The sequence below is a fragment of the Halopiger goleimassiliensis genome (assembly GCF_000455345.1).
Taxonomy (GTDB): Archaea; Halobacteriota; Halobacteria; order Halobacteriales; family Natrialbaceae; genus Halopiger_A; species Halopiger_A goleimassiliensis.
In genome coordinates, this window is the sequence record NZ_HG315690.1 from 1,559,108 (window position 1) to 1,577,530 (window position 18,423).

At 67.5% G+C, this 18,423-nt stretch carries 21 protein-coding genes; 13 read left to right on the forward strand and 8 right to left on the reverse strand.

Annotated features, from left to right (window positions below; translation table 11 throughout):
• The first annotated feature begins 112 nt into the window (after positions 1–112).
• Positions 113–898: an endonuclease NucS gene (gene nucS, locus TX79_RS07625; RefSeq protein WP_049926868.1), complete on the forward strand. Its 786-nt coding sequence runs from the start codon at positions 113–115 to the stop codon at positions 896–898.
• Positions 899–901: 3 nt separating this feature from the next.
• On the opposite strand, the gene TX79_RS07630 is transcribed toward nucS, so the two are convergent.
• Positions 902–2,368: a M48 family metalloprotease gene (locus tag TX79_RS07630; protein WP_230198551.1), complete on the reverse strand. Its 1,467-nt coding sequence runs from the start codon at positions 2,366–2,368 to the stop codon at positions 902–904.
• A 187-nt stretch (positions 2,369–2,555) separates the two neighbouring features.
• On the opposite strand from TX79_RS07630, the gene TX79_RS07635 reads away from it, so the two are divergent.
• Positions 2,556–3,014 (forward strand): DoxX family protein, encoded by a 459-nt coding sequence (locus tag TX79_RS07635; RefSeq protein ID WP_049926870.1) that lies wholly within the window; start codon positions 2,556–2,558, stop codon positions 3,012–3,014.
• Positions 3,015–3,066: 52 nt separating this feature from the next.
• Positions 3,067–3,495 carry a hypothetical protein gene (locus tag TX79_RS07640; RefSeq protein ID WP_049926871.1) on the forward strand — a complete coding sequence of 143 codons (429 nt, stop codon included), beginning with the start codon at positions 3,067–3,069 and terminating at the stop codon, positions 3,493–3,495.
• Positions 3,496–3,566: 71 nt separating this feature from the next.
• On the opposite strand, the gene mutS is transcribed toward TX79_RS07640, so the two are convergent.
• The 5 genes from mutS to gvpA form a co-directional block, all read right to left on the reverse strand.
• Positions 3,567–6,353, reverse strand: coding sequence for a DNA mismatch repair protein MutS (mutS, locus tag TX79_RS07645; protein WP_049926872.1), 2,787 nt, complete (start codon positions 6,351–6,353; stop codon positions 3,567–3,569).
• Positions 6,354–6,404: 51 nt separating this feature from the next.
• Positions 6,405–8,162: a gamma-glutamyltransferase family protein gene (locus tag TX79_RS07650; RefSeq protein WP_049926873.1), complete on the reverse strand. Its 1,758-nt coding sequence runs from the start codon at positions 8,160–8,162 to the stop codon at positions 6,405–6,407.
• A gap of 316 nt (positions 8,163–8,478) precedes the next feature.
• The gene (gene gvpO / locus TX79_RS19835; RefSeq protein WP_049926874.1) at positions 8,479–9,027 is read right to left on the reverse strand and encodes a gas vesicle protein GvpO, halophile-type; all 549 of its coding nucleotides are present in this window, start codon (positions 9,025–9,027) and stop codon (positions 8,479–8,481) included.
• A 46-nt stretch (positions 9,028–9,073) separates the two neighbouring features.
• On the reverse strand, positions 9,074–10,096 hold the full coding sequence (gvpN, locus tag TX79_RS07660; RefSeq protein WP_049926875.1) for a gas vesicle protein GvpN: 1,023 nt from the start codon (positions 10,094–10,096) through the stop codon (positions 9,074–9,076).
• 6 nt (positions 10,097–10,102) lie between these two features.
• Entirely contained in the window at positions 10,103–10,387 is a 285-nt protein-coding gene (gvpA, locus tag TX79_RS07665; RefSeq protein ID WP_008159420.1) for a gas vesicle protein GvpA, read from the reverse strand.
• 186 nt (positions 10,388–10,573) lie between these two features.
• Between gvpA and TX79_RS07670 the strand changes: the two genes are divergently transcribed.
• From TX79_RS07670 to gvpM, 10 genes are all read left to right on the forward strand, one after another.
• On the forward strand, positions 10,574–11,146 hold the full coding sequence (locus TX79_RS07670; RefSeq protein ID WP_049926876.1) for a hypothetical protein: 573 nt from the start codon (positions 10,574–10,576) through the stop codon (positions 11,144–11,146).
• Between the two features lie 74 nt (positions 11,147–11,220).
• The gene (locus tag TX79_RS07675) at positions 11,221–11,616 is read left to right on the forward strand and encodes a hypothetical protein (protein WP_154660478.1); all 396 of its coding nucleotides are present in this window, start codon (positions 11,221–11,223) and stop codon (positions 11,614–11,616) included.
• Between the two features lie 150 nt (positions 11,617–11,766).
• Positions 11,767–12,390 carry a GvpL/GvpF family gas vesicle protein gene (locus TX79_RS07680; RefSeq protein ID WP_049926877.1) on the forward strand — a complete coding sequence of 208 codons (624 nt, stop codon included), beginning with the start codon at positions 11,767–11,769 and terminating at the stop codon, positions 12,388–12,390.
• Between the two features lie 2 nt (positions 12,391–12,392).
• Positions 12,393–12,647, forward strand: coding sequence for a gas vesicle protein GvpF (gene gvpF / locus TX79_RS07685; protein ID WP_049926878.1), 255 nt, complete (start codon positions 12,393–12,395; stop codon positions 12,645–12,647).
• The gene (gvpH, locus tag TX79_RS07690; RefSeq protein ID WP_049926879.1) at positions 12,647–13,216 is read left to right on the forward strand and encodes an Hsp20/alpha crystallin family protein; all 570 of its coding nucleotides are present in this window, start codon (positions 12,647–12,649) and stop codon (positions 13,214–13,216) included. Before gvpF ends, gvpH begins: the two co-directional genes overlap by 1 nt.
• Entirely contained in the window at positions 13,209–14,141 is a 933-nt protein-coding gene (locus TX79_RS07695) for a hypothetical protein (protein WP_049926880.1), read from the forward strand. The genes gvpH and TX79_RS07695 overlap by 8 nt, the downstream gene beginning before the upstream one ends.
• Positions 14,142–14,236: 95 nt before the next feature.
• Complete coding sequence (gene gvpJ / locus TX79_RS07700; protein ID WP_049926881.1) at positions 14,237–14,821, forward strand: gas vesicle protein GvpJ; 585 nt, start codon at positions 14,237–14,239, stop codon at positions 14,819–14,821.
• Between the two features lie 24 nt (positions 14,822–14,845).
• A complete protein-coding gene (locus TX79_RS07705) occupies positions 14,846–15,190 on the forward strand; it encodes a gas vesicle protein K (protein ID WP_049926882.1) in 345 nt (114 codons plus the stop codon).
• A gap of 11 nt (positions 15,191–15,201) precedes the next feature.
• Entirely contained in the window at positions 15,202–16,095 is an 894-nt protein-coding gene (gvpL, locus tag TX79_RS07710) for a gas vesicle protein GvpL (RefSeq protein WP_049926883.1), read from the forward strand.
• Positions 16,092–16,373, forward strand: coding sequence for a gas vesicle protein GvpM (gene gvpM / locus TX79_RS07715; RefSeq protein WP_049926884.1), 282 nt, complete (start codon positions 16,092–16,094; stop codon positions 16,371–16,373). The genes gvpL and gvpM overlap by 4 nt, the downstream gene beginning before the upstream one ends.
• 111 nt (positions 16,374–16,484) lie before the next feature.
• Here the strand turns inward: gvpM and TX79_RS07720 are convergent, their stop codons facing one another.
• Both TX79_RS07720 and TX79_RS07725 read right to left on the reverse strand, forming a co-directional pair.
• Positions 16,485–16,700 carry a hypothetical protein gene (locus tag TX79_RS07720; protein WP_049926885.1) on the reverse strand — a complete coding sequence of 72 codons (216 nt, stop codon included), beginning with the start codon at positions 16,698–16,700 and terminating at the stop codon, positions 16,485–16,487.
• 593 nt (positions 16,701–17,293) lie between these two features.
• Positions 17,294–18,355 (reverse strand): zinc-dependent alcohol dehydrogenase family protein, encoded by a 1,062-nt coding sequence (locus tag TX79_RS07725; RefSeq protein WP_049926886.1) that lies wholly within the window; start codon positions 18,353–18,355, stop codon positions 17,294–17,296.
• Between the last annotated feature and the right edge of the window lie 68 nt (positions 18,356–18,423).

Here is an 18,423-nt window from a genome sequence, read left to right on the forward strand (position 1 = left end):
GTCTCCGGAACGCGGGCAGGCCGAAAGATAAGCCTTGTTATCCACACAGGTAATCCCGCGTCGGGCATCGGGGTCGCGCCACTTTTATCCGCGCCCCCGCTAGCCGAGACCAGTGAGCGACGCACCGGACAGTCCCCGCGTCGAAACGCTCGAGCGGCCTCCGCTGGAAGCGGCGCGCGCGACGGTCGCGGACGGGATCGCGCGCGACGCCCTCGTGACCGTCTTCGGTCGTTGCACCGTCGACTACGAAGGCCGTGCGACGAGCAGGCTCGAGGCTGGGGATCGCCACGTCATGCTCAAACCCGACGGCGCGGCGCTGGTCCACACCCACGAGGGCCAGCAGCCGGTCAACTGGCAGCCGCCAGGCTGTGAACACGACGTCTACCTCGAGGACGCCGGCGACGATCGCGACCCCGACGACTCCGACGACGGCACCCGGCTCGTCCTCGAGAGCGTCCGGTCGACGCCGGACGAGCGACTCTGCGTCCGATTCGATCGCGTGGGCCAGGTGTCGGCCTTCTCGGGCACCGACGACTCCGACCTCGCGCTCTCGGGAACGGAGGAGGACCTGCGCCAGCGGATCCTCGAGACGCCGGCCGTCCTCGAGTCCGGCTTTACGCCGCTGGCGACCGAGCGCGAAACCGCCGCAGGGGCCGTCGACATCTACGGTGAGGACGCCGTCGGGCGCGCTGTCGTGGTCGAACTGAAGCGCCGCCGCGTCGGTCCCGACGCCGTCAGTCAACTCCGGCGCTACGTCGACGCCGTCGAACGGGACCTCCACGCCGATGCAACGGTCCGGGGGCTGCTGGTCGCGCCGTCGGTGACCGATCGCGCGGAACGGCTGCTCGCCCGCCACGGCCTCGAGTTCGTCTCGCTCGAGCCCGCACCCGAGGACTGACGATCACTCGAGGTCCTCGCGCTCGAGCGCGCTGAGTTCCTCGACGCGCCGTTCCGTGGAGGGATGGGTCCGGAAGAACCGTCGGAGTCGCTCCGGCGGCGACCACGACAGCGGTCCGTCCCGATCGTCGAGCGCGACGGGATCGAACGGCAGGATCGAGAGCCGGGAGACGCTCGAGACCTCTCGCAGGTCGTCGGCGGGCGTCGCGTCGATGCGCTCGTCCAACGTCTCCAAGGCCGTAGCGAGTGCAGCGGGATCGCCGGTGAGTTCCGCCGCCGTCCGGTCGGCCGCGAGTTCCCGCGTCTGTGAGAGCAGCGAGACGATCGCGTGGCTGACGATCCAGACTGCCGTCGCGAGGACGTAAAACAGGTACTCGAAGACGTTGTCGTCGTCCTCGTCGTCGCTCGAGTCGGTACGGGAGCCGTAGGTCAGTTCGTCCCATTCGGAGTCGTACGGATCGACCTGCGGGCCGTCGTACTCGTCGTCCTCGTCGTCGGTGATGCGGTCCCACATCCGCGTTCGGAGCCCGTCGGCCAGCAGCACCGGCAGCGAAACGACGGTCATCGCCATCGCGTCCCGGTTGGCGACGTGGGCGAGTTCGTGCGCGACGACGGCCTCGAGTTGGTCGTCCGAGAGCGCAGTGACGGCCCCGTAGGAGAGAACGAGGTGCGTCTTCTCCGGTCGAAAGCCGACGACCATCGCCTCGGGCGCGTGCGTCTCGGAGATCGAAACCGTCGGCTTCGGGACGTCGAGTTGCGCCGCGATCCGCGTCACCGTCGCGTGGATCTCGGGGAGGTCCTCCGCCGTCGTCGGCGTCGCGTCCGCCCCGGACTCGACGAACCCGATCTGGCCGTACTCCCGGTAGCCGATCAGTCCCATCGCGACCAGCGTCGCTCCCCACGAGACGTAGGGCGCGAGCGTGACCCCGATCGTCAGCACGGCTACGAGGTAGACGACCGCCCAGACCGCGACGAGGAAGACGACGAGGACGAACGCCAGCAACAGTACCGTGACGACCATCCGCAGCGTCAGCGACCAGTCCGTGCTCGAGCCGACCGTCCCGACCGTCAGCACGGAGAGGGCGACGAGTACCGCAGCGAGACCGAGCGTCACGGTCGTTGCGGCCTCGGCCGCAGCCGTCGTCCCGATGGCGACTGCGATCCCCCCGAAGACGGCCCCCCAGACGGCCAGCAGGAAGCCAAGCGCCGCACCGGCGAATCCCAGCAGGTAGCCCGACAGCGCGAGGGTCAGTTCGTCGGCAGCCGAGTAGCCCACGTAGCCGGCGACGAACGCCGCCCCCAGGGCGAACAGCGAAGCCGCCACCGGGGCGTACTGGGGGCCGATCGCCGACGCCCAGAGTCGTACGCTCCCCAGCCAGGTCCCCACCGTGATGAGAAGTCCCGTGAGCCCGTAGACCACTACCGGGGCCGTAACCGGAGACTGCCGACCGGTTCCCGTCGATCCAGCCATGGGTTGCTGTAGTTAGATATCGTATATAAATGGGCGGGAAGAGCGGTGATCCGATCGCTCGACGTCCCTTCGCGCGTCGATTTCGACTCGAGGGGCGGCGGTAGAACCCACACGACGGTACCGTCCCGACAGCGACCCATGCAACTGCCGACGGGATGCCTATTTCGCTCGCCGTGGGAGGGCCGACATGGAACTCCTCTCCCAGGAGCGTCGGCGACCGCACGACTCGACGCAACGTCCCGCGAGCGAACCGACAGAACCCGATCTTACGGAGTCGTCGCTGTTCCGGTTGGGTCGGTTCCTCTTCGGCGGCATCCTGGCGTTCAACGCCGTCGACAACCTGCGGAACCTCGAGGGGCGGATCGATTACGCCGACGCCAAAGACGTGCCGATGACCGGCGTCTCGGTGCCGGCGATCAGCGGGAGCCTCCTGCTGGGTGGGATCAGCGTCGCCCTCTGGCGGGCCCCGGCGGCCGGCGCGGCGGCGGTCGCCACCTTCCTGATCGGCGTCACGCCGTTGATGCACGACTTCTGGAACGTCGACGACCCGGACCGACAGCAACAGGAACTGATCCACTTCCTGAAGAATACCGCACTGCTCGGCGGCGCGCTCGCGTTCCTCGAGGTCGCCCAGCGCGAGGAGTGATCGACCGTCTCGTACCAGAACTATTTTCATGTTGGGAAGTTGACCTGAATACATGGGTCCCCACGACGGAGGTGGGCTGTCGGACAACCCCCTCTATCGCCCGTCGTTCTCGGGCGGACGCCCCGTTCCGGTCGACGACGACTCGTCGACACCGTTCGGCGTCAAACTCTGCTGTGTGGTCGCCGTCGTCTGTTGGCTCGACCACGTGACGTTCCTCTCGCGGCTCGTCACCGACGGCGATCCAACGGCGCTCGCACCGTTCGGCGCGTTCGGCGTCGCCTTCGCCGGTATCATCTACGGGCTGTGGACCCGCCGCGAGTGGGGGTGGGCCGGCGGGATGGTCTGGTTCGCTCTCGTCGGCGCGTTCTCGGTCGCGACGCTGGCGTACGGTCGCGCAATCGTCTGTTTTCTCGTTCTGGCGTACCTGAACGACGTGAACGAGGCGTTTCAGCTTCCTGACCGGTACCGGAACCGGCACTAACCGACTCGAGATCGTTCAGATCGGCTTCCAGAAATCGCCGAGCAACGGCAGGTGTCGCCCAGGATCGATCCTCACTCCTCGAGCATCCGTTTCAACCGATCCAGTTCCGTCAGCGCCTCGACCGGCGTCAGGTGGCCCAGATCGAGCGCGCGGAGTTCGGCGGCGACGTCGGTGGGATCGTCGCCACCGTCCGCCGTCGCGGCCGTCGATGGCTCGTCCGCCGACTCCTCCGCCGTGGCGGGTCCAGCCGCCTTCGCATCGGCTGTCGACCCGAGCGCGTCCGAGTCGGCGTCGGCCCGCTCCGCGACCACCTCTCGAGCGCGCTCGACGACGGCCTCGGGGACGCCAGCGGCAGTCGCCACCTCGACGCCGTACGACCCCGTCGCCGCGCCGGGGGCGATCTCGTGGCGGAAGACGACCTCGCCCTCGTCCTGGTCGACCTCGAAGTGCAGCGTGAAGGCGGCCTCGAGGTCGTCGGCGAGTTCCGTGAGCGGGTGGTGGTGGGTCGCGAACAGCGTGGTCGCACCGACCTCGTCGTGGACGTGCTCGGTGATCGCCTGCGCGATGGCGAGGCCGTCGGCCGTCGAAGTGCCGCGACCGACCTCGTCCAGCAACACGAGCGAGCGATCGTCGGCCTCGCGGAGGATCGTCGCCAGTTCGTCCATCTCGACCATGAACGTCGAGCGGCCGCCGGCGATGTCGTCGCTCGCGCCGACGCGGGTGAAGATCCGCTCGACGGGAGTGATCCGGGCCGAGCGGGCCGGAACGAAGCTGCCGACCTGCGCGAGCAGGACGATCTGGGCGACCTGTCGCATGTAGGTCGACTTGCCCGACATGTTCGGCCCGGTGATGATCGCCACGCGGCGGTCGTCGCTCAGGTGTGCGTCGTTCGGGACGAACGATTCCTGCGTGCGCTCGACGACGGGGTGGCGACCGCCTTCGATGTCGATCTCGAGGCCGTCACCACCGATTCCGTCGCCGAAGTTGCCGTCGTTGCCGCTGTTCCCGCCGTTTCCGACTGCTTCCTCGTGGGGTACGATCTCCGGCCGACAGTAGTCGTACTGGGCGGCGACGGTCGCGAGCGAGACGAGTGCGTCGAGGCTCGCCACCGCGTCGGCCAGCGCCTGCACGCGCTCGACCTCGTCCGCGACAGCCCGGCGCACCTCGCGGAACAGTTCGTACTCGCGGTCGTCGGCCCGCTGTTCGGCCCCGACGATCTCGTCCTCCCGGGCCTTGAGTTCGGGCGTGACGAATCGCTCGGAATTTTTGAGCGTCTGCCTGCGCTCGTAGTCGTCGGGCACCCGATCGAGGTTCGGATTCGTCACCTCGATGTAGTAGCCGTGGACGGCGTTGTGGCCGACCTTGAGCGAGTCGATGCCGGTCCGATCGCGCTCGCGTTCCTCGAGGTCGTCGATCCACTGCTTGCCGTCTCGAGCGGTCTGCCTGAGGTCGTCGAGGTCCTCGTCGTAGCCCTCGGCGATGATTCCGCCCTCGGTGATCTCGATCGGCGGGTCCGCGACGACGGCGTCGTCGATCAACTCGCGAACGTCGGCCAGCGGGTCCAGCGCTTCGTGGAGTTCCCGCAGGCGGTCACAGTCGGCGTCGGCCAGTTCGGCCCGCAGGTCGGGGACGACCGCGAGGGTGTCCCGCAGCGAGCGCAGGTCGCGGGCGTTTGCCCGTTCCCGCGAGATCCGACCGATGAGTCGCTCGAGGTCGTAGACGTCCCGGAGCAGATCGTGGAGCCGCTCCCGGCGTTGCACCGAGCCGGTCAGTTCCTCGACGGCGTCCAGCCGCGCCTCGATCCGGGACGGCTCGAGCAGCGGGCGGCGGATCCAGTCGCGCAGTCGACGGCCGCCCAGCGCGCTGGCGGTTTCGTCGAGGACGCCGACGAGGGTCGCGTCCTCGCGGCCGTGGACGGCCCGCGGTTCGAACAGTTCGAGGCTGCGCAGGGCCACGGCGTCGAGCAGCAGGTACTCACGGGGGTCGTAGCGGGTCAGCTGGGTGATGTACTCGAGCCGCGTGCGATCCGACTCGAGATCCACAGCGTCGTCGGCGTCGGTCCGGACGGCCCCGCGTTCGCCCTCGTGTTCGCCGCCGCGGACGTACTCCGCGTAGGACAGCACCGCGCCACAGGCCCGGATCTCGGCGTCGCTCGCCAGCAGGGCGTCAGGGTTCCGGAAGTACGCCGCCAACTTCTCGCGGGCGTGGTCGTCCGCGAAGGCCCGCTCCTCGAACGGCGTCACCATGCAGTCCTCGGGGAAGACATCGGCCGGCGCGTCGGGACCGAGGACGGCTTCGGCCGGATCGAAGCGGCTGATCTCGTCCGCGATGGCCTCGCTCGAGCCGGAACTGGTCGCGAGGAAGTCGCCCGTCGAGACGTCCAGCAGGGCGAGGCCGAGCGTCGCGTCCCGGCCGTCGCCGCTTCGGGCCACCGCGGCGACGAAGTTGTTGTCGTCGCTGGAGAGCAACTCGTCCTCGGTGAGCGTCCCCGGCGTGATGACACGCGTCACGGCGCGCTGGACGACGCCGGAGGTCTCGCCGGGCTCTTCGACCTGATCGGCGATGGCGACCCGATAGCCGGCCTCGAGCAGTTCCTCGATGTACGACTCGGCGTTGTCGATCGGAATCCCCGACATGGGGTACTCGCCGGTCGAATCCTCGCGGCTGGTGAGCGTGATCTCGAGCAGCCGCGCGGTGCGCTCGGCGGCCTCGCAGAAGGTCTCGTAGAAGTCCCCGACCTGGAAGAGGACGAGCGCGTCGTCGTAGCGCGCACAGAGGTCGTGGTACTGACGCATCATCGGCGTCAGCTCGTCGCGTTTCTCGGCCATCTCCTCGGGAGGGCCAAGCGCCGGGTCCATACTCGAACCCCGAAGCCGGATGCGGAAATACCTTGCTGGATCGACGCCGGCTCAGTCGTCGAGAAGTTGCGAGACGATGCCTTCGGCGGTCTCGATCCTGGATTCGGAACCCACGTCGAGCGACCCGTCCTCGTCGACGACGATGGCGTTCGCCGTGCCGAAGGATCTCCCGAGATCGACGTCGTGTCCCCGTTCCTCGAGGTCCGCGACGACCTCGTCCGGGAACTCGCGTTCCATCTCGAGCGCGTTCTCGACCTCGTAGGGGTACTGCGTCGATGGGAACGCGGTCGTCTCGAACCGAGGACTGTCGATCGCCGCCTGGGCGTCGAGGCCGAACGCGACGACGTTGACGAACTGCTGGGTCTGGCCCTGCGGCTGGGTGTCAACGCCGGTGTTGCCACCCAGCACGTACGGCTCGCCCTCACGGGTCGCCATGTAGGGATTGGAGGTGTGCCGGACCTTGGATCCGGGCGTCAGCCGGTTCGGATCGTCCTCCTCGAGGGCGACCATCCGCATCCGGTTGTTGATATGGATGCCCGTGTCGCCGACGACCTGGAACTGTGCCCCGAGGCTGGTGGTCACCGCGGCCGCGTTGCCCGCGGCGTCGACGACGTGGAAGGTCGTCGTGTGAGCGGCGCTTTCGCCCTCGAGCCCGCTGTCGATCGGCCACGCCATCGCCTCGTCGGTCTCGATCCGATCGCGCTGGGCGGCGGCGTACTCGTCGTCCAGGAGGTCGTCGACGGGGACGTCGACCCGGTCCGGATCGCCGACGTGGTAGTGCCGATCGGCGAACGCGAGTTTGAGCGCCTCGGCCTGGAGGTGGATCGCGTCGGGGTCGTCCGGATCGTACTGCTCGAGGTCGAACCCCTTCAGGACGTTCAACGCCAGCAGTTGCGTGATCCCCTGACTGTTCGGCGGGTTCTGGTAGACGCGGACGTCCTCGTTCCAGTCGATCGCGATCGGGTCGACGATCTCGGCCTCGAACTCGTGAAAATCCTCGAGCGTCAGGTAGCCGTCGCGCTCGTCGGAGAAGTCGACGATCGCCTCGGCGATCGGTCCCCGGTAGAAGTGATCCCTGGCGGCTTGGATCGCTTCCTCGCGGCCCTCCTCGCTGCGCTCCTCGTACGCGTCCGCGAGCGCCTCGAAGGTGTCGGCCATGTCGTGCTGATACACCGTGTCGCCCTCCTCGAGGAGGTCTCCGTCGGGCGCGTAGATCGCCTGCGCGTCGGGCCGAACCTCTAGCTCCTCGGACTCGGTCTCGAGCCAGGACGCCATCCCCGGACTCGCCGGATACCCCTCGCGAGCGAGCGTGATCGCCGGTTCGAGCACCGTCTCGAGGTCCAGTTCGCCGTACTCGCGGAGCCACAGCATCCAGCCGTCCCAGGCACCGGGGACGATCGACTGGTGCATGCCGGCCTCGTCCGCACGCGCCTCGTAATCCTCGACCGACGCCTCGGAGCCGATCGGGCCAACTCCGTCGAGGCTCGTCACCTCGCCCGAGTCGGCGTCGTAGTACAGCGCCCAGGTGCCGCCGCCCAACGCCGACGAGAACCAGGGTTCGACCACCGACAGGGCACAGGCCACGGCGACCGCGGCGTCGGCGGCCGATCCGCCCGCTTCGAGGATTTCCAGCCCCGCGTCGGTCGCGAGGGAGTGCTGGGAGACGACCGCGACCTCGTTCGATCGTTCGTCGGAACTCTCCGCTCGCTCAGTATCCGCCTGTGAGACACCCGTGGCGTCGACACCGTTCGCGATCCCGATTCCGCCGCTCGCCAGGAGAAACGCCCGGCGCTCGAGAGTCGAGACCATTGGGGACCCCACGGAGGAGTCGGGTAAAGTGGTTGGCCGTGGTCGTGACGGCCCGCTACTCGACGGGGTTGCGGTGCGACTCGCTGTCGATAACCGGCGTCCGGAGAACCGAGCGAGGGACGGAGCGCTCGGGGGGAGGAGGAGCGACGTCCGGTCTCGAGGGCGGGGTCGACCCTCGAGGGACGGGATCAAACATCGATCGAGGTGGTCAACCCTCGAGGGACGGGATCAAACATCGATCGAGGTGGTCAACCCTCGAGCGACGGAGTCAGACCTGATCGACGGGGTCAGAACCCCGCAGACCGGACCGAGGGCGTCACTCGAACTGCGTGGTGTCGCCGCGTCGGTACCGATCGAGGCGGCGGTAGCCGTGGACGGTAGCACCCTCGTCGAGTTCGATCTCGTAGCGGCCGATGACGTCCTGGGTGTCGGGGACCGAGCGCCGCTCGACCACCTCGACGATGGCTCGCCAGCCCTCCTCCGTCGGCGTAATTTCGCTGACGGCGTCGAACTCCCGTCCGATGAGTTCACCGGCCGTCGACTCGACGGTTCGCCGGACCGCGAGGACGCCCTCGATCTCCTCGTGATCGGTCTCGACGTCGGCGTCGACGTCCTCGGGGTCGGTCCGCTCTTCGGCCGTCATATCGGGACCGAGCTGTCGGCTGCGGCTCTCGCCCTCGGATTGTTCTTGCTCGCTCGCTTCCTGTTCCTCCTCTGTCGCTGTCTGACTGTCGCTCACGGTTGGATCACTCTCGTCGTGTTGGTAGCAAAACCCGTCGTCGGAGGCTGGCCGCGAGCAGCGCTCGCCGGACTCGGTGAGCGCGATGCAGCGGTCGGTGGAGTCGTTCGCGTCTGCTTCGGCCATTGCCCTGGGTTCGGTTTGTCGGTTCCTCGAGCGCGGCGTCCGCGGGTCAGCAGACGCCGGCGATCGACGATCGAAGCGCCTCGACGTCCGCGGCGTCCTCCCCCGCGACTTTCGGCGCGAGTACGTCCGTGAAGACCTCCACGAGCAGGTCGTCGTCGACCCCCTCGTCTCCCTGACCGTCGAAGACGGCCAGGCCCTTCGCGGCCGTGATGGCCGCCCGGGTCCCGACGACGACGTCGAGTTCGTCGCGCAACGCCCGCGTCGTGTCGACGATCGTGTCGACGGCTTCGTCGGAGAGGTCGACGTGCGCCCGAACGATCTCGCGTTCGGTTTCGGCGTCGTAGTAGTCGAGGCGGACGCCGACGAACCGGTCGAGCAGGGCGTCCTGCTGGTCGTGGACGCCCGCGTACTCGACGTCGTTGGAGGTGACGATCGCCCGGAACTCGGGGTGGACCTCGATGGTGCGATCCTCGCCGCGTTTGCCCGGTCGCTCGAGGACGCCCTCCTCGAAGACCGAGAGCAAGACGTTGTGGGCCGCGGGATCGCTGCGCGAGAACTCGTTGTATACCAGCGTCGCGCCCTCCCGGACCGCGACCGAGAGGGGGTTGTCCACCCAGCGTTCGCGGACGATTTCGGTCTTCTTGCTGACGCCGCCGACGAACTGGTCGTTCTCCTTGTAGCGTTCGCCGCCCGCGTGGTCGCCGACCAGCGCCGCGGTGTCGACGGCGTCGTCGCCGTTGAGCCAGACGACCGGCCGGCCGCGTTCGGCCGCGGCCGAGAGCGCGAGCGCGGTCTTGCCGCTGCCGGTGGGGCCGATCAGGTGGACTGGCTGGTCCGCCTCGAGCCAGCCGGTGATGCGACTCCGGAGCGACGCGACGGCGTCGGTCTCGACGAACGGCTCCGGAACGACCTCCTCGGGATCTTCGAGGGGGCTGTCCCCGTTCCGTTCGCGAGCCTGCGACGCCTTGCGGGCGAGTTCCTTCTTCGCTTTCCGACCCTCCTTCCGCTTGCGGCCGCTGCGGATCTTCCGACCGCGCACCTTGCGCTCGCGAGAGGTGTCGTCTGCCATGCGGGGTTACTCCGCGGACTGGGGCGACGATTCCGGCCGCGGCTCGACCTCGAGCTCTTCGAGTTCCTCGAGATCGCCCTCCGCGGTGGCTTGCTCGATTTTTGCGATCTCCTCCGCGTAGTGCAGGAAGGTGTCGACCGAGGCCACGACGACGCGGGCCTCGATCGTCAGCAGTTCGATCCCGACGACCGAGACGCGCGCCCAGACGTCGATGACCACACCCTTGTCGAGGATGCGGTCCAGTACCTCCGCGAGACTCGAGGAGTCGGGGCGTCGTTGTGGTTGTGCCATAGCCGTCTCGACGTTCACGACTTGCACCCAACACGACTGGCACTGCGTCTGCAAGGCTTCGAGGCTGCGAAACTCCGTCACGGACCGTCCGGCGGGCCCACCAGCAGGGGCGAACGATGGGTGCACCGAGGAAAACGACGGGACGCCGGACCCAATCGACTTGACCCCATCCGTAGAACGCCTCGTATGAGTTCCGTGATCACCCTCCACGGTATCCACCGGATCTGCAAACGATACGGCCCCGGTCGGCTCCCCGGTGCGGATCGTCGACACCTCGGTGCGGGCTACGCCGCCGCGAGCGCCGCGCTGGCGCTCGCTCTCGCGTTCGCCGCCGGCGTGGTGCTGTTGGACTGGCTGGGATCGCCGTTCGGCGTGGGGCACGTCTTCTGGGCAGCGAGCGCCGTCGTCGCGATTCCGATCGTCGTTCCGACCGCGTTCGCCGTCTCGACGCTGATCTGGAGCGCGTTTCCGGTCGACGGGACCGCGATGGGTGCCCTCGCCGGAGGCGTGACGGTCGCGGCGACGTATCTCGGTTCGCTCGCGGTCGTCTTCGCTATCGTGACCGTCGGACTCGTTTCGGGTTCCGACGGCTCCTCGATCGTGGCAGCAGTGGTCGATGCGGGGCGGTTCACCGCGGCGATCGGTCTCTTTGCTGTGATCCTATCGGGCTGGCTCGCCGTCCCGGTCGGCTGTCTCGGCGGTGCCGTCTACGAACGTGTACGGGCTGGGGCGAAATCGCCAGCGGAGACGACTTCGTAGGTGTCCTCGATCCGTAAACCGCCCCACGTATGCCGGCACCATCGTTAGCCCGCTGGCCATCGTGGTGACGAGTCATGAGCGACCACGGTTCACTCGAGCGAACGGATCCGATGACACAGCGAGCGGCCGGCCTCGCAGGTGGGCTCGGAGCCCTGATTCTCGTCTCGGGGGTTTTCTTCACCGGAAACGGGCTCGTCGTCGTCAACAACGTGCTCTCAGGGGCAATCATCGCCGCTGCCGCCGCCTACACGGCGTCGGTTCCCGACGGCGGCAGACTCCCGGGAATCCTCGCGCCGGTCGTCCTCTTCCTCGGCGGCGTCTGGGTGCTCGCCGCTGCACTCATCGTCTTCGACGTGAGCGGCATCCTCTACTGGGCTTCCCTCGTCCTCGGCGGGCTGGTTGCCCTCCTGGCGCTGGTCAGCGCGTACGGGAGCGTCCGTCTCTCGAGGCGGTCGGCGACGCGCGCGTAATACCCGAAGCGCCCACGGGCTGCGTCTGCAAGCACTACGGTGAGGCGTCCACCTGTCGAAGGCCGCCACGAGTTCCTCGAGCGGCCCAAATCAGCCAGCTATGACAACGTTACGTTCGATCCACTACGTCTCCCGGAGCGTGATTCGCCGATGAGCAACCGGTACGTTTACGGGATCGTCGACGGCGATCCGATCGAGTTCGAGACCGACGCCGTCCGCGACGCCGACTACGTCTACACGATCTCCCACCGTCGCCTCGGTGCGGTCGTCTCGGACGTCGACACGACCGATCCCGAAGAAACCGACGAAGACGCCCAGCGCCACGACGACGTCCTCCGGGAGATCATGAACCGGGACGGTGGCCGAGCCATCGTTCCGATGCAGTTCGGCATGGCCTTCGAGAGCGATCGCGCGCTGAAGAACGTGTTGCGCGGCGCACGGCCGGCGTTCCGGCGGGCGCTGAACGACGTCGAGGGGCGGATCGAACTCGGCCTCAAGGTCGTCCGCAGCGAGGACGAGGAGGTCGACGCGGAAGCGATCGAGACCGCGGTCGCCGACGACCTCGAGTCGATCGCCGCCCAGTCGGTCCCCAACGACATGTTCAGCGATCGCCTCGTGCTGAACCGCTCGTACCTGGTCGACCGCGACGACCGCGAGCGCTTCGACGAGGCCGTCGCCGACCTCGAGGAGCGTTACGAGGAGTTGACCTTCCGGTACACCGGACCGTTCGCCCCGTACAGCTTCGTCGACGTCGAGATCGGAGCCCAACGATAACCATGTTCATCCTCGACGACCTGCTCTTCCGACCGTTCGTCGACATCGTCGACACGATCCACACGATGGCTCTCCACGAGCTGTACGACGTGGAGGCGATCCAGGACGACCTCAAGGAGAACCAGTTGCTGTACGAGATCGGCGACCGCTCCGAGTCCGAGTACCGGCGACGCAAGGAGGAACTCGAGGCCGAACTCGAGATCGCTCGCGACGTCCACGAACGGTTCGCCAGCGGCCGCGTCGAGGTGAAACGATAATGTCTCCACACGGCCCCGACGATCCGAGAGACGGTGACGGCCCCGCCGACAGGGACGACCGGCCATCCGACGCGGGCGACGATGGTGGAATCGACTGGCTCTCGAACCTGCTGTCGGCGCTCGAGGCCCTCGAGGAGGGGGCGTTCTCGGGCCAGCGACGGTCGGGCCGGACGAGCATCGACTACGACGTCTCGGTCGGAATGGGCGAGGACATCCTCGACGGCTCGCGGTTCGAGGGCAACCCGTTCTCCGAGCACGAACGGTCGCGTCGGGACCGATCGCGGACGACGCGGACCCGGGCGACCGACAGCGCGACCGATCACCGACTCACGACCAGACGGGAGGACGACGAACTGCTGGTGATCGCCGACGTTCCGGGAGCCGATCCCGACGAGGTCACCGTCGGGTTCGACGACGCGAGCCTGGTCGTCGGCGTCTCGGGGCGGGAACTCGAGCGCATCGACGTCCCCTGGCCCGAGCGCACGGCCGAGGCGGTGTTCAAAAACGGCGTGTTGACCGTCCGGATCGAACGCGACGATCGAGCCGAGGGAGGTGAGGACGATGGCTGAAGAATCGGCCACCGGGGAATCCCTGGACGCCCTGCTCGAGGAAGCCGAAGACAGCCTCGAGAACGTCCAGGAGTACCTCGCCGACGTCGAGAGCGTCGAGGAACTCGAGGACGACACCATCGAGGGACTGCTCGGCGACGTCGACACCCTCGCGACGGTCGCGACGGAGGCGGTGGAGTTGCTCGAGACGATCGACCTTTCGGACCTTCCGGAGGCCGTCGACGTCGACCAGCTGCTCGAAGCGATCGAGGTCGGCGAGGTGCCCGAGGTGGTGGCCGACGACGATACGGGCGTCGGCGACGCCGTCGATGTCACCGAGCTCGTCCGCGCCCTGAATCTGTTACAGGCCTGGGACGCGACGGAGCTGGGCGAGATGTGGGACGCCGGGCAGGAACTCGAGGCAGCCGTCGACGACTTCGCCGAGACCGGTGAGGACGCGGGGATGGTCGAGGAGGCCGCGGCGTCCGTGGCCGACGAGGGATCGGAACTCGTCGGAGAGGACGGCCTGGGGGGCGAGGACGGACTGCTCGGTGGCGAGGGAGACCTGCTCGAGGACGTCGACCCTGCAGAGGCCCTGGGTGACATCGACGTGATGGACGATCCGCAGGCCTACCAGATAGCGATCCAGCGGGCGGCGATGCAGGGGATCGACGCCTTCCGGGCGGCGCTGCTCGAGACCCACGCGAAGTTCGAGCGTCTCGTCGCGTTCAACCGCGATCGGATGCGCCGACGCGACACGAGTACGAACTCGCGGAACCCGACCGCGGCCTCGACGATGCCGACCGAGCGGGCTGCGGTCGGTAGCGGCGTCAAGCACTCGACGGTGCCCCAGGACGTCCGGCTCTCGACGGCCCCCAGCCGGAAGCGAATCTACGGCCAGCGGTTCGAACGAGAACGACAGAAACGGAGGAGCGAGGATGACTGACCCACCACTAACTACGACCGGCGGCGAATCGCCAGCATCGACGACTACACCGACCGCTCGGGGAGCACCGACGCGCGATCCACCAACCCACGGAGGTGAGCGCCGTGCCCCATGACTTCCAGCCGAGCAGACAGAAGACCGACCTCGCGGAGGTCGTCGAGATGCTGCTCGACAAGGGCATCGTCATCAACGCCGACATCGCCGTCTCCATCGGCGATACGCAACTGCTCGGCGTCCAGGTACGGGCCGCCATCGCCTCCTTCGAAACGGCCGCGAAGTACGGCCTCGAGTTCCCCGAGGGCACCGACATGCGACGGGTCGCCGAGGCGGCCGGCGATCCGGAACTCGCCGAGATGGAGCGACCGAACCCCGCAATCGATCCGACCCGTGGCGTCAACGTCACTTCGGACGAAGCGGGCGACGAGGTGACCGACTCCGACGACGGAAGCACCGATGGCGACGCGAGTTACCGACCGCCGGATCGCGGCAGCGAACGCGTCGGCGCACGACCGAACCCTGATCGCCCGACGAGCGGCGGGTTCGACATGCTCAGCGACGACTCGAGTGCCGATAGCTCGGCTGACGAGTCCGAAACCGACTCGAGCGACGATGGCGACGCGAACGACGAGGAATCGAGCGCCGAGAGCGAGGAGTCGACGGCCGAACCGGAGGGGAGCTAGCGTGAGCGACGGAGGTGTACCCGCGTGACGAAGATCGACGTCGGCGACGGGGAGGACGCTCGCCAGGGGCTCGTGACGCTCGTCGTCACCGTCGTCGAGATCCTCATCAGCGCGCTCGAGCGCGAGGCGGTCCGGCGCATGGAGTCGGGGAACCTCACCGACGAGGAGATCGAACGCCTCGGGAGTCAACTCGCGGCGATCGAGGCGGAGATCGACCAGCTGAAACGCGACGAGGGGATCGAGGAGAGCGTCGACGACCTCCACGGCGAACTCGACGGGTTGGTCAACGACGTGATCGAACAACTCCACGGCGAACCGCGGTCGACGCACCAGCCGGGATACTCCGTGTTCGGAGGTGACGGGCAGTGAGATTCGACGAAATGGACGAAATAGAACGCGTCGAACAGGAGGGCGACGTCACCGAGGGAGTCGAGGCGGCGGACGTTCCCGAGTTCGAGGAGGGTCGCTACCTCTACTGCATCGTGGACGCCGAGGAGAACCCGGACGCCCTCGAGACGACCGGCGTCGACGGCGAACCCGTCTCGGTGATCACCGCGGACGGGATCGGTGCGGTCGTCCACGCCTGTGACAGCCTCTACGACTCCGCTGACCTCGCCCAGGTCAGGCGCTGGCTCGTCCGGCACCAGACGGTCGTCGACGAGGCCGGCCGGATTTTCGGCACGCCGATCCCGTTCCAGTTCGACACCATCCTCCGGGGCGACGACGAAGGCGTCCGCGAGTGGCTCCGGTCGGAGCGCGAGACGCTCGCCCACGCGCTCGAGGCGCTGGCCGACCACTGGGAGTATCGCGTCGAGGTCGTCGAGATCGATCCGCCCGAGGACGAGACGCTGATCGAGGACCACGACGACCTGCGCGACCTCGCGGACCGGATCGAGGCCGCCGACGAGGGGACGGCACACCTCCTCGAGAAACGCCTCGATCAGCAACTGACGGACCTTCGGGCGGCCCGCCGGGAATCGATCGCTGCCGACCTCGAGGCGCAACTGACCGACGTCACCAGGGAGGTCCACGCGCTCGAGCGCTCGCCGACGGCGTCGCTCTCTGACGAGATCGAAACCGACGAGGACGGTGAAACGGTCTGCCGGTTCACGCTGCTGGCCCACGAGGACGACGAGGATGCTATCGGGTCGATCCTGGACGACGTGGCGTCGACCGACGGTCTCGAGGTGCGGTTCACGGGTCCGTGGCCGCCGTACACGTTTGCCCCGGAACTGGGCGGCGAACCCGGGACTGAATCGATGGAGGACCCATGAGACCCCGCAAAGACGACGAGGCGCTGGTCGACGTGCTGGACGTGGTACTCCGGGACGGTGCCATTCTGCGGGCGGACGTGATCGTCTCCGTCGCCGACATCCCGCTGGTCGGAATCAAACTCACTGCCGCCATCGCCGGCATGGCAACCATGCAGGAGTACGGCCTCTTCGAGGAGTGGGACCTCGAGCACCGGCGTTCGGCGATCACCAGACGACAGTACGGCGACCGGGACCAGTCGATCGCCATCGGCGACCGCTCGAGCGACGAACGACCCTGAGAAACCGTCGACCTCGAAATCGCGTTCGGAAGACGTTCGAACGAATAGCGTGCAGAACACCTCGATACCCCTGGAACCGGCGAGTACCCGGCTGAGCGCCGGGCGAGCCTGTCAGGCGTACTTCGGGCGCTCTTTCGTGAGCGTGACGTCCCCGGTCACCGTCTCCTCGTCGCGGTCCTCGTCGTAGATGTACTGCCCGGTCGCCCCGCAGAGCGTACACTCGTACGTTTCCGAAATCTCGTTGATCATCTCGCCGTCTTCGAAGTAGACGCGACTCTGGGTGATCTGCAGGAACTGCGGGGTGTCGCACTGTTCACAGGTGATCATATCCGACCGATAGCGGCAGTCGGTTGTAGTTATCCGGCTTGTAACCGAAAGTCGCCCCGGTATACGGCCGTATTACCGGCGATACGCTCGTTTCAACGGATGACGCGGCTGAGTCGGGCGCTCCGAAACTGACGGCGGACGAATAGAGTATGCGCCGCATAATTGCGGTGAGTCCTCGGTTTCCAGGCGCGTATCGTCCTACCAGCAGTCATCCTGCCGAACGTCGGACGATCCCGAACCGGAGCCTCCCGGACGACGATCCCGTCGGCGAAACCGGTCCCTCACTCGTCGTAACCACGACCTATCAGCGGTGTAGAAGCTCTCTGTCGAGAGTTCGTCCCGCTTACGTCCGATCGGCCACCCGCATAACAAAGGACGACGGCCCCCTCGAGCCACCTGCGGGGAGGAATGCCCCGCCGGGTACGCGTTCGACGCACTCCGGATCGAGACGCACTGACCGGCCGATCGCGTTCGTCCGTGCCCGGATCGATCGGAAGTGGACTCGCCCCCGCTTCGAGTTCGCTCATGTCTCTCACACCGGGGCGGGCGTCCACCCCCGTCCCGGCGTTCCGACCACTAACGACACCGACCGATCAGAACTCGGTGATGACGGGGATGCCGACCGTCTCGTACTCGTCCATCGAAGCCAGCGTTTCGGGCACCTCCTCGAGCGAGAGTCGCTCGCCGATGATCTTGCTCGGCTCGAGGGTGCCCTGGGCGATCAGGTTGAACAGTTCCTCGTAGCGGACCAGCGGCATGCCGAACGAGCCGTGGAAGTCGATCTCCTGCATCGTCATCACGTCGACCGGCAGGTCGATCTGGCCCTCTTCCTCGCCGGTCGTCAGCCCGACCTGGACGTGGCTCCCCCGCGTCCCGAGGCTGTTGACCGAGTTCTTGCAGGTTTCGGCGACGCCGAGCGCGTCGATGGAGACGTCGGCCCCGCCGTCGGTGATGGCCTGAATCTCCCGGGCCGCGCTGTCGACCTCCGTCACGTTGATCGTCGCCCGAGCGCCGAGTTCCTCCGCGCGCTCGAGTTTGTCCTCCACGAGGTCGACCGCGATGGGATGGGCACCCAGCGCGTCGGCGATGTGGATCGCCGAGAGGCCGACGCCGCCACAGCCGTGGACGGCGACCCAGTCGCCGGGCCGGAGGTTCGCGCGATCGGCCAGCGCGTGATAGGCGGTCATGAACCGACAGCCCAGTCCGGCCATCTCCGCGTAGTCGACGTCCTCGGGCAGCTTGACGCAGTTGAAGTCCGCCTCGCGGACGGGGAACGCCTCCGCGAACGCCCCCTGTGAGTACTCCGAGAGCCCCAGGGGAATAACGGTCTCACAGTTGTTCGCGCGTCCCTCGCGGCAGTGCGGACAGCTTCCGTCGCCGAGGTGGAACGGGACGGCGACCCGGTCGCCCTCCTCGAGCGTCTCGACGTCCTCGCCGACCTCGCTGACGACGCCGGCCGGTTCGTGACCGAGGATCTGCCCCTCGGGGACCCCCGCCCCGATCCAGCTCCAGTCGCCCTGCCAGGCGTGCCAGTCGCTACGACAGACCCCACACGCTTCGGTTTCGACGATTACCTGATCCGGCCGCGGTTCCGGATACTCGACGTCTTTCAGAACCAGCGGTTCCCCGTGTTCCTCGATTACAGCGGCGCGCATGATTGGTGGTTCTCCACCATGGCATAAAAGTGTGGTATATATAATAGTTTACAATTGGAAACGAGTTT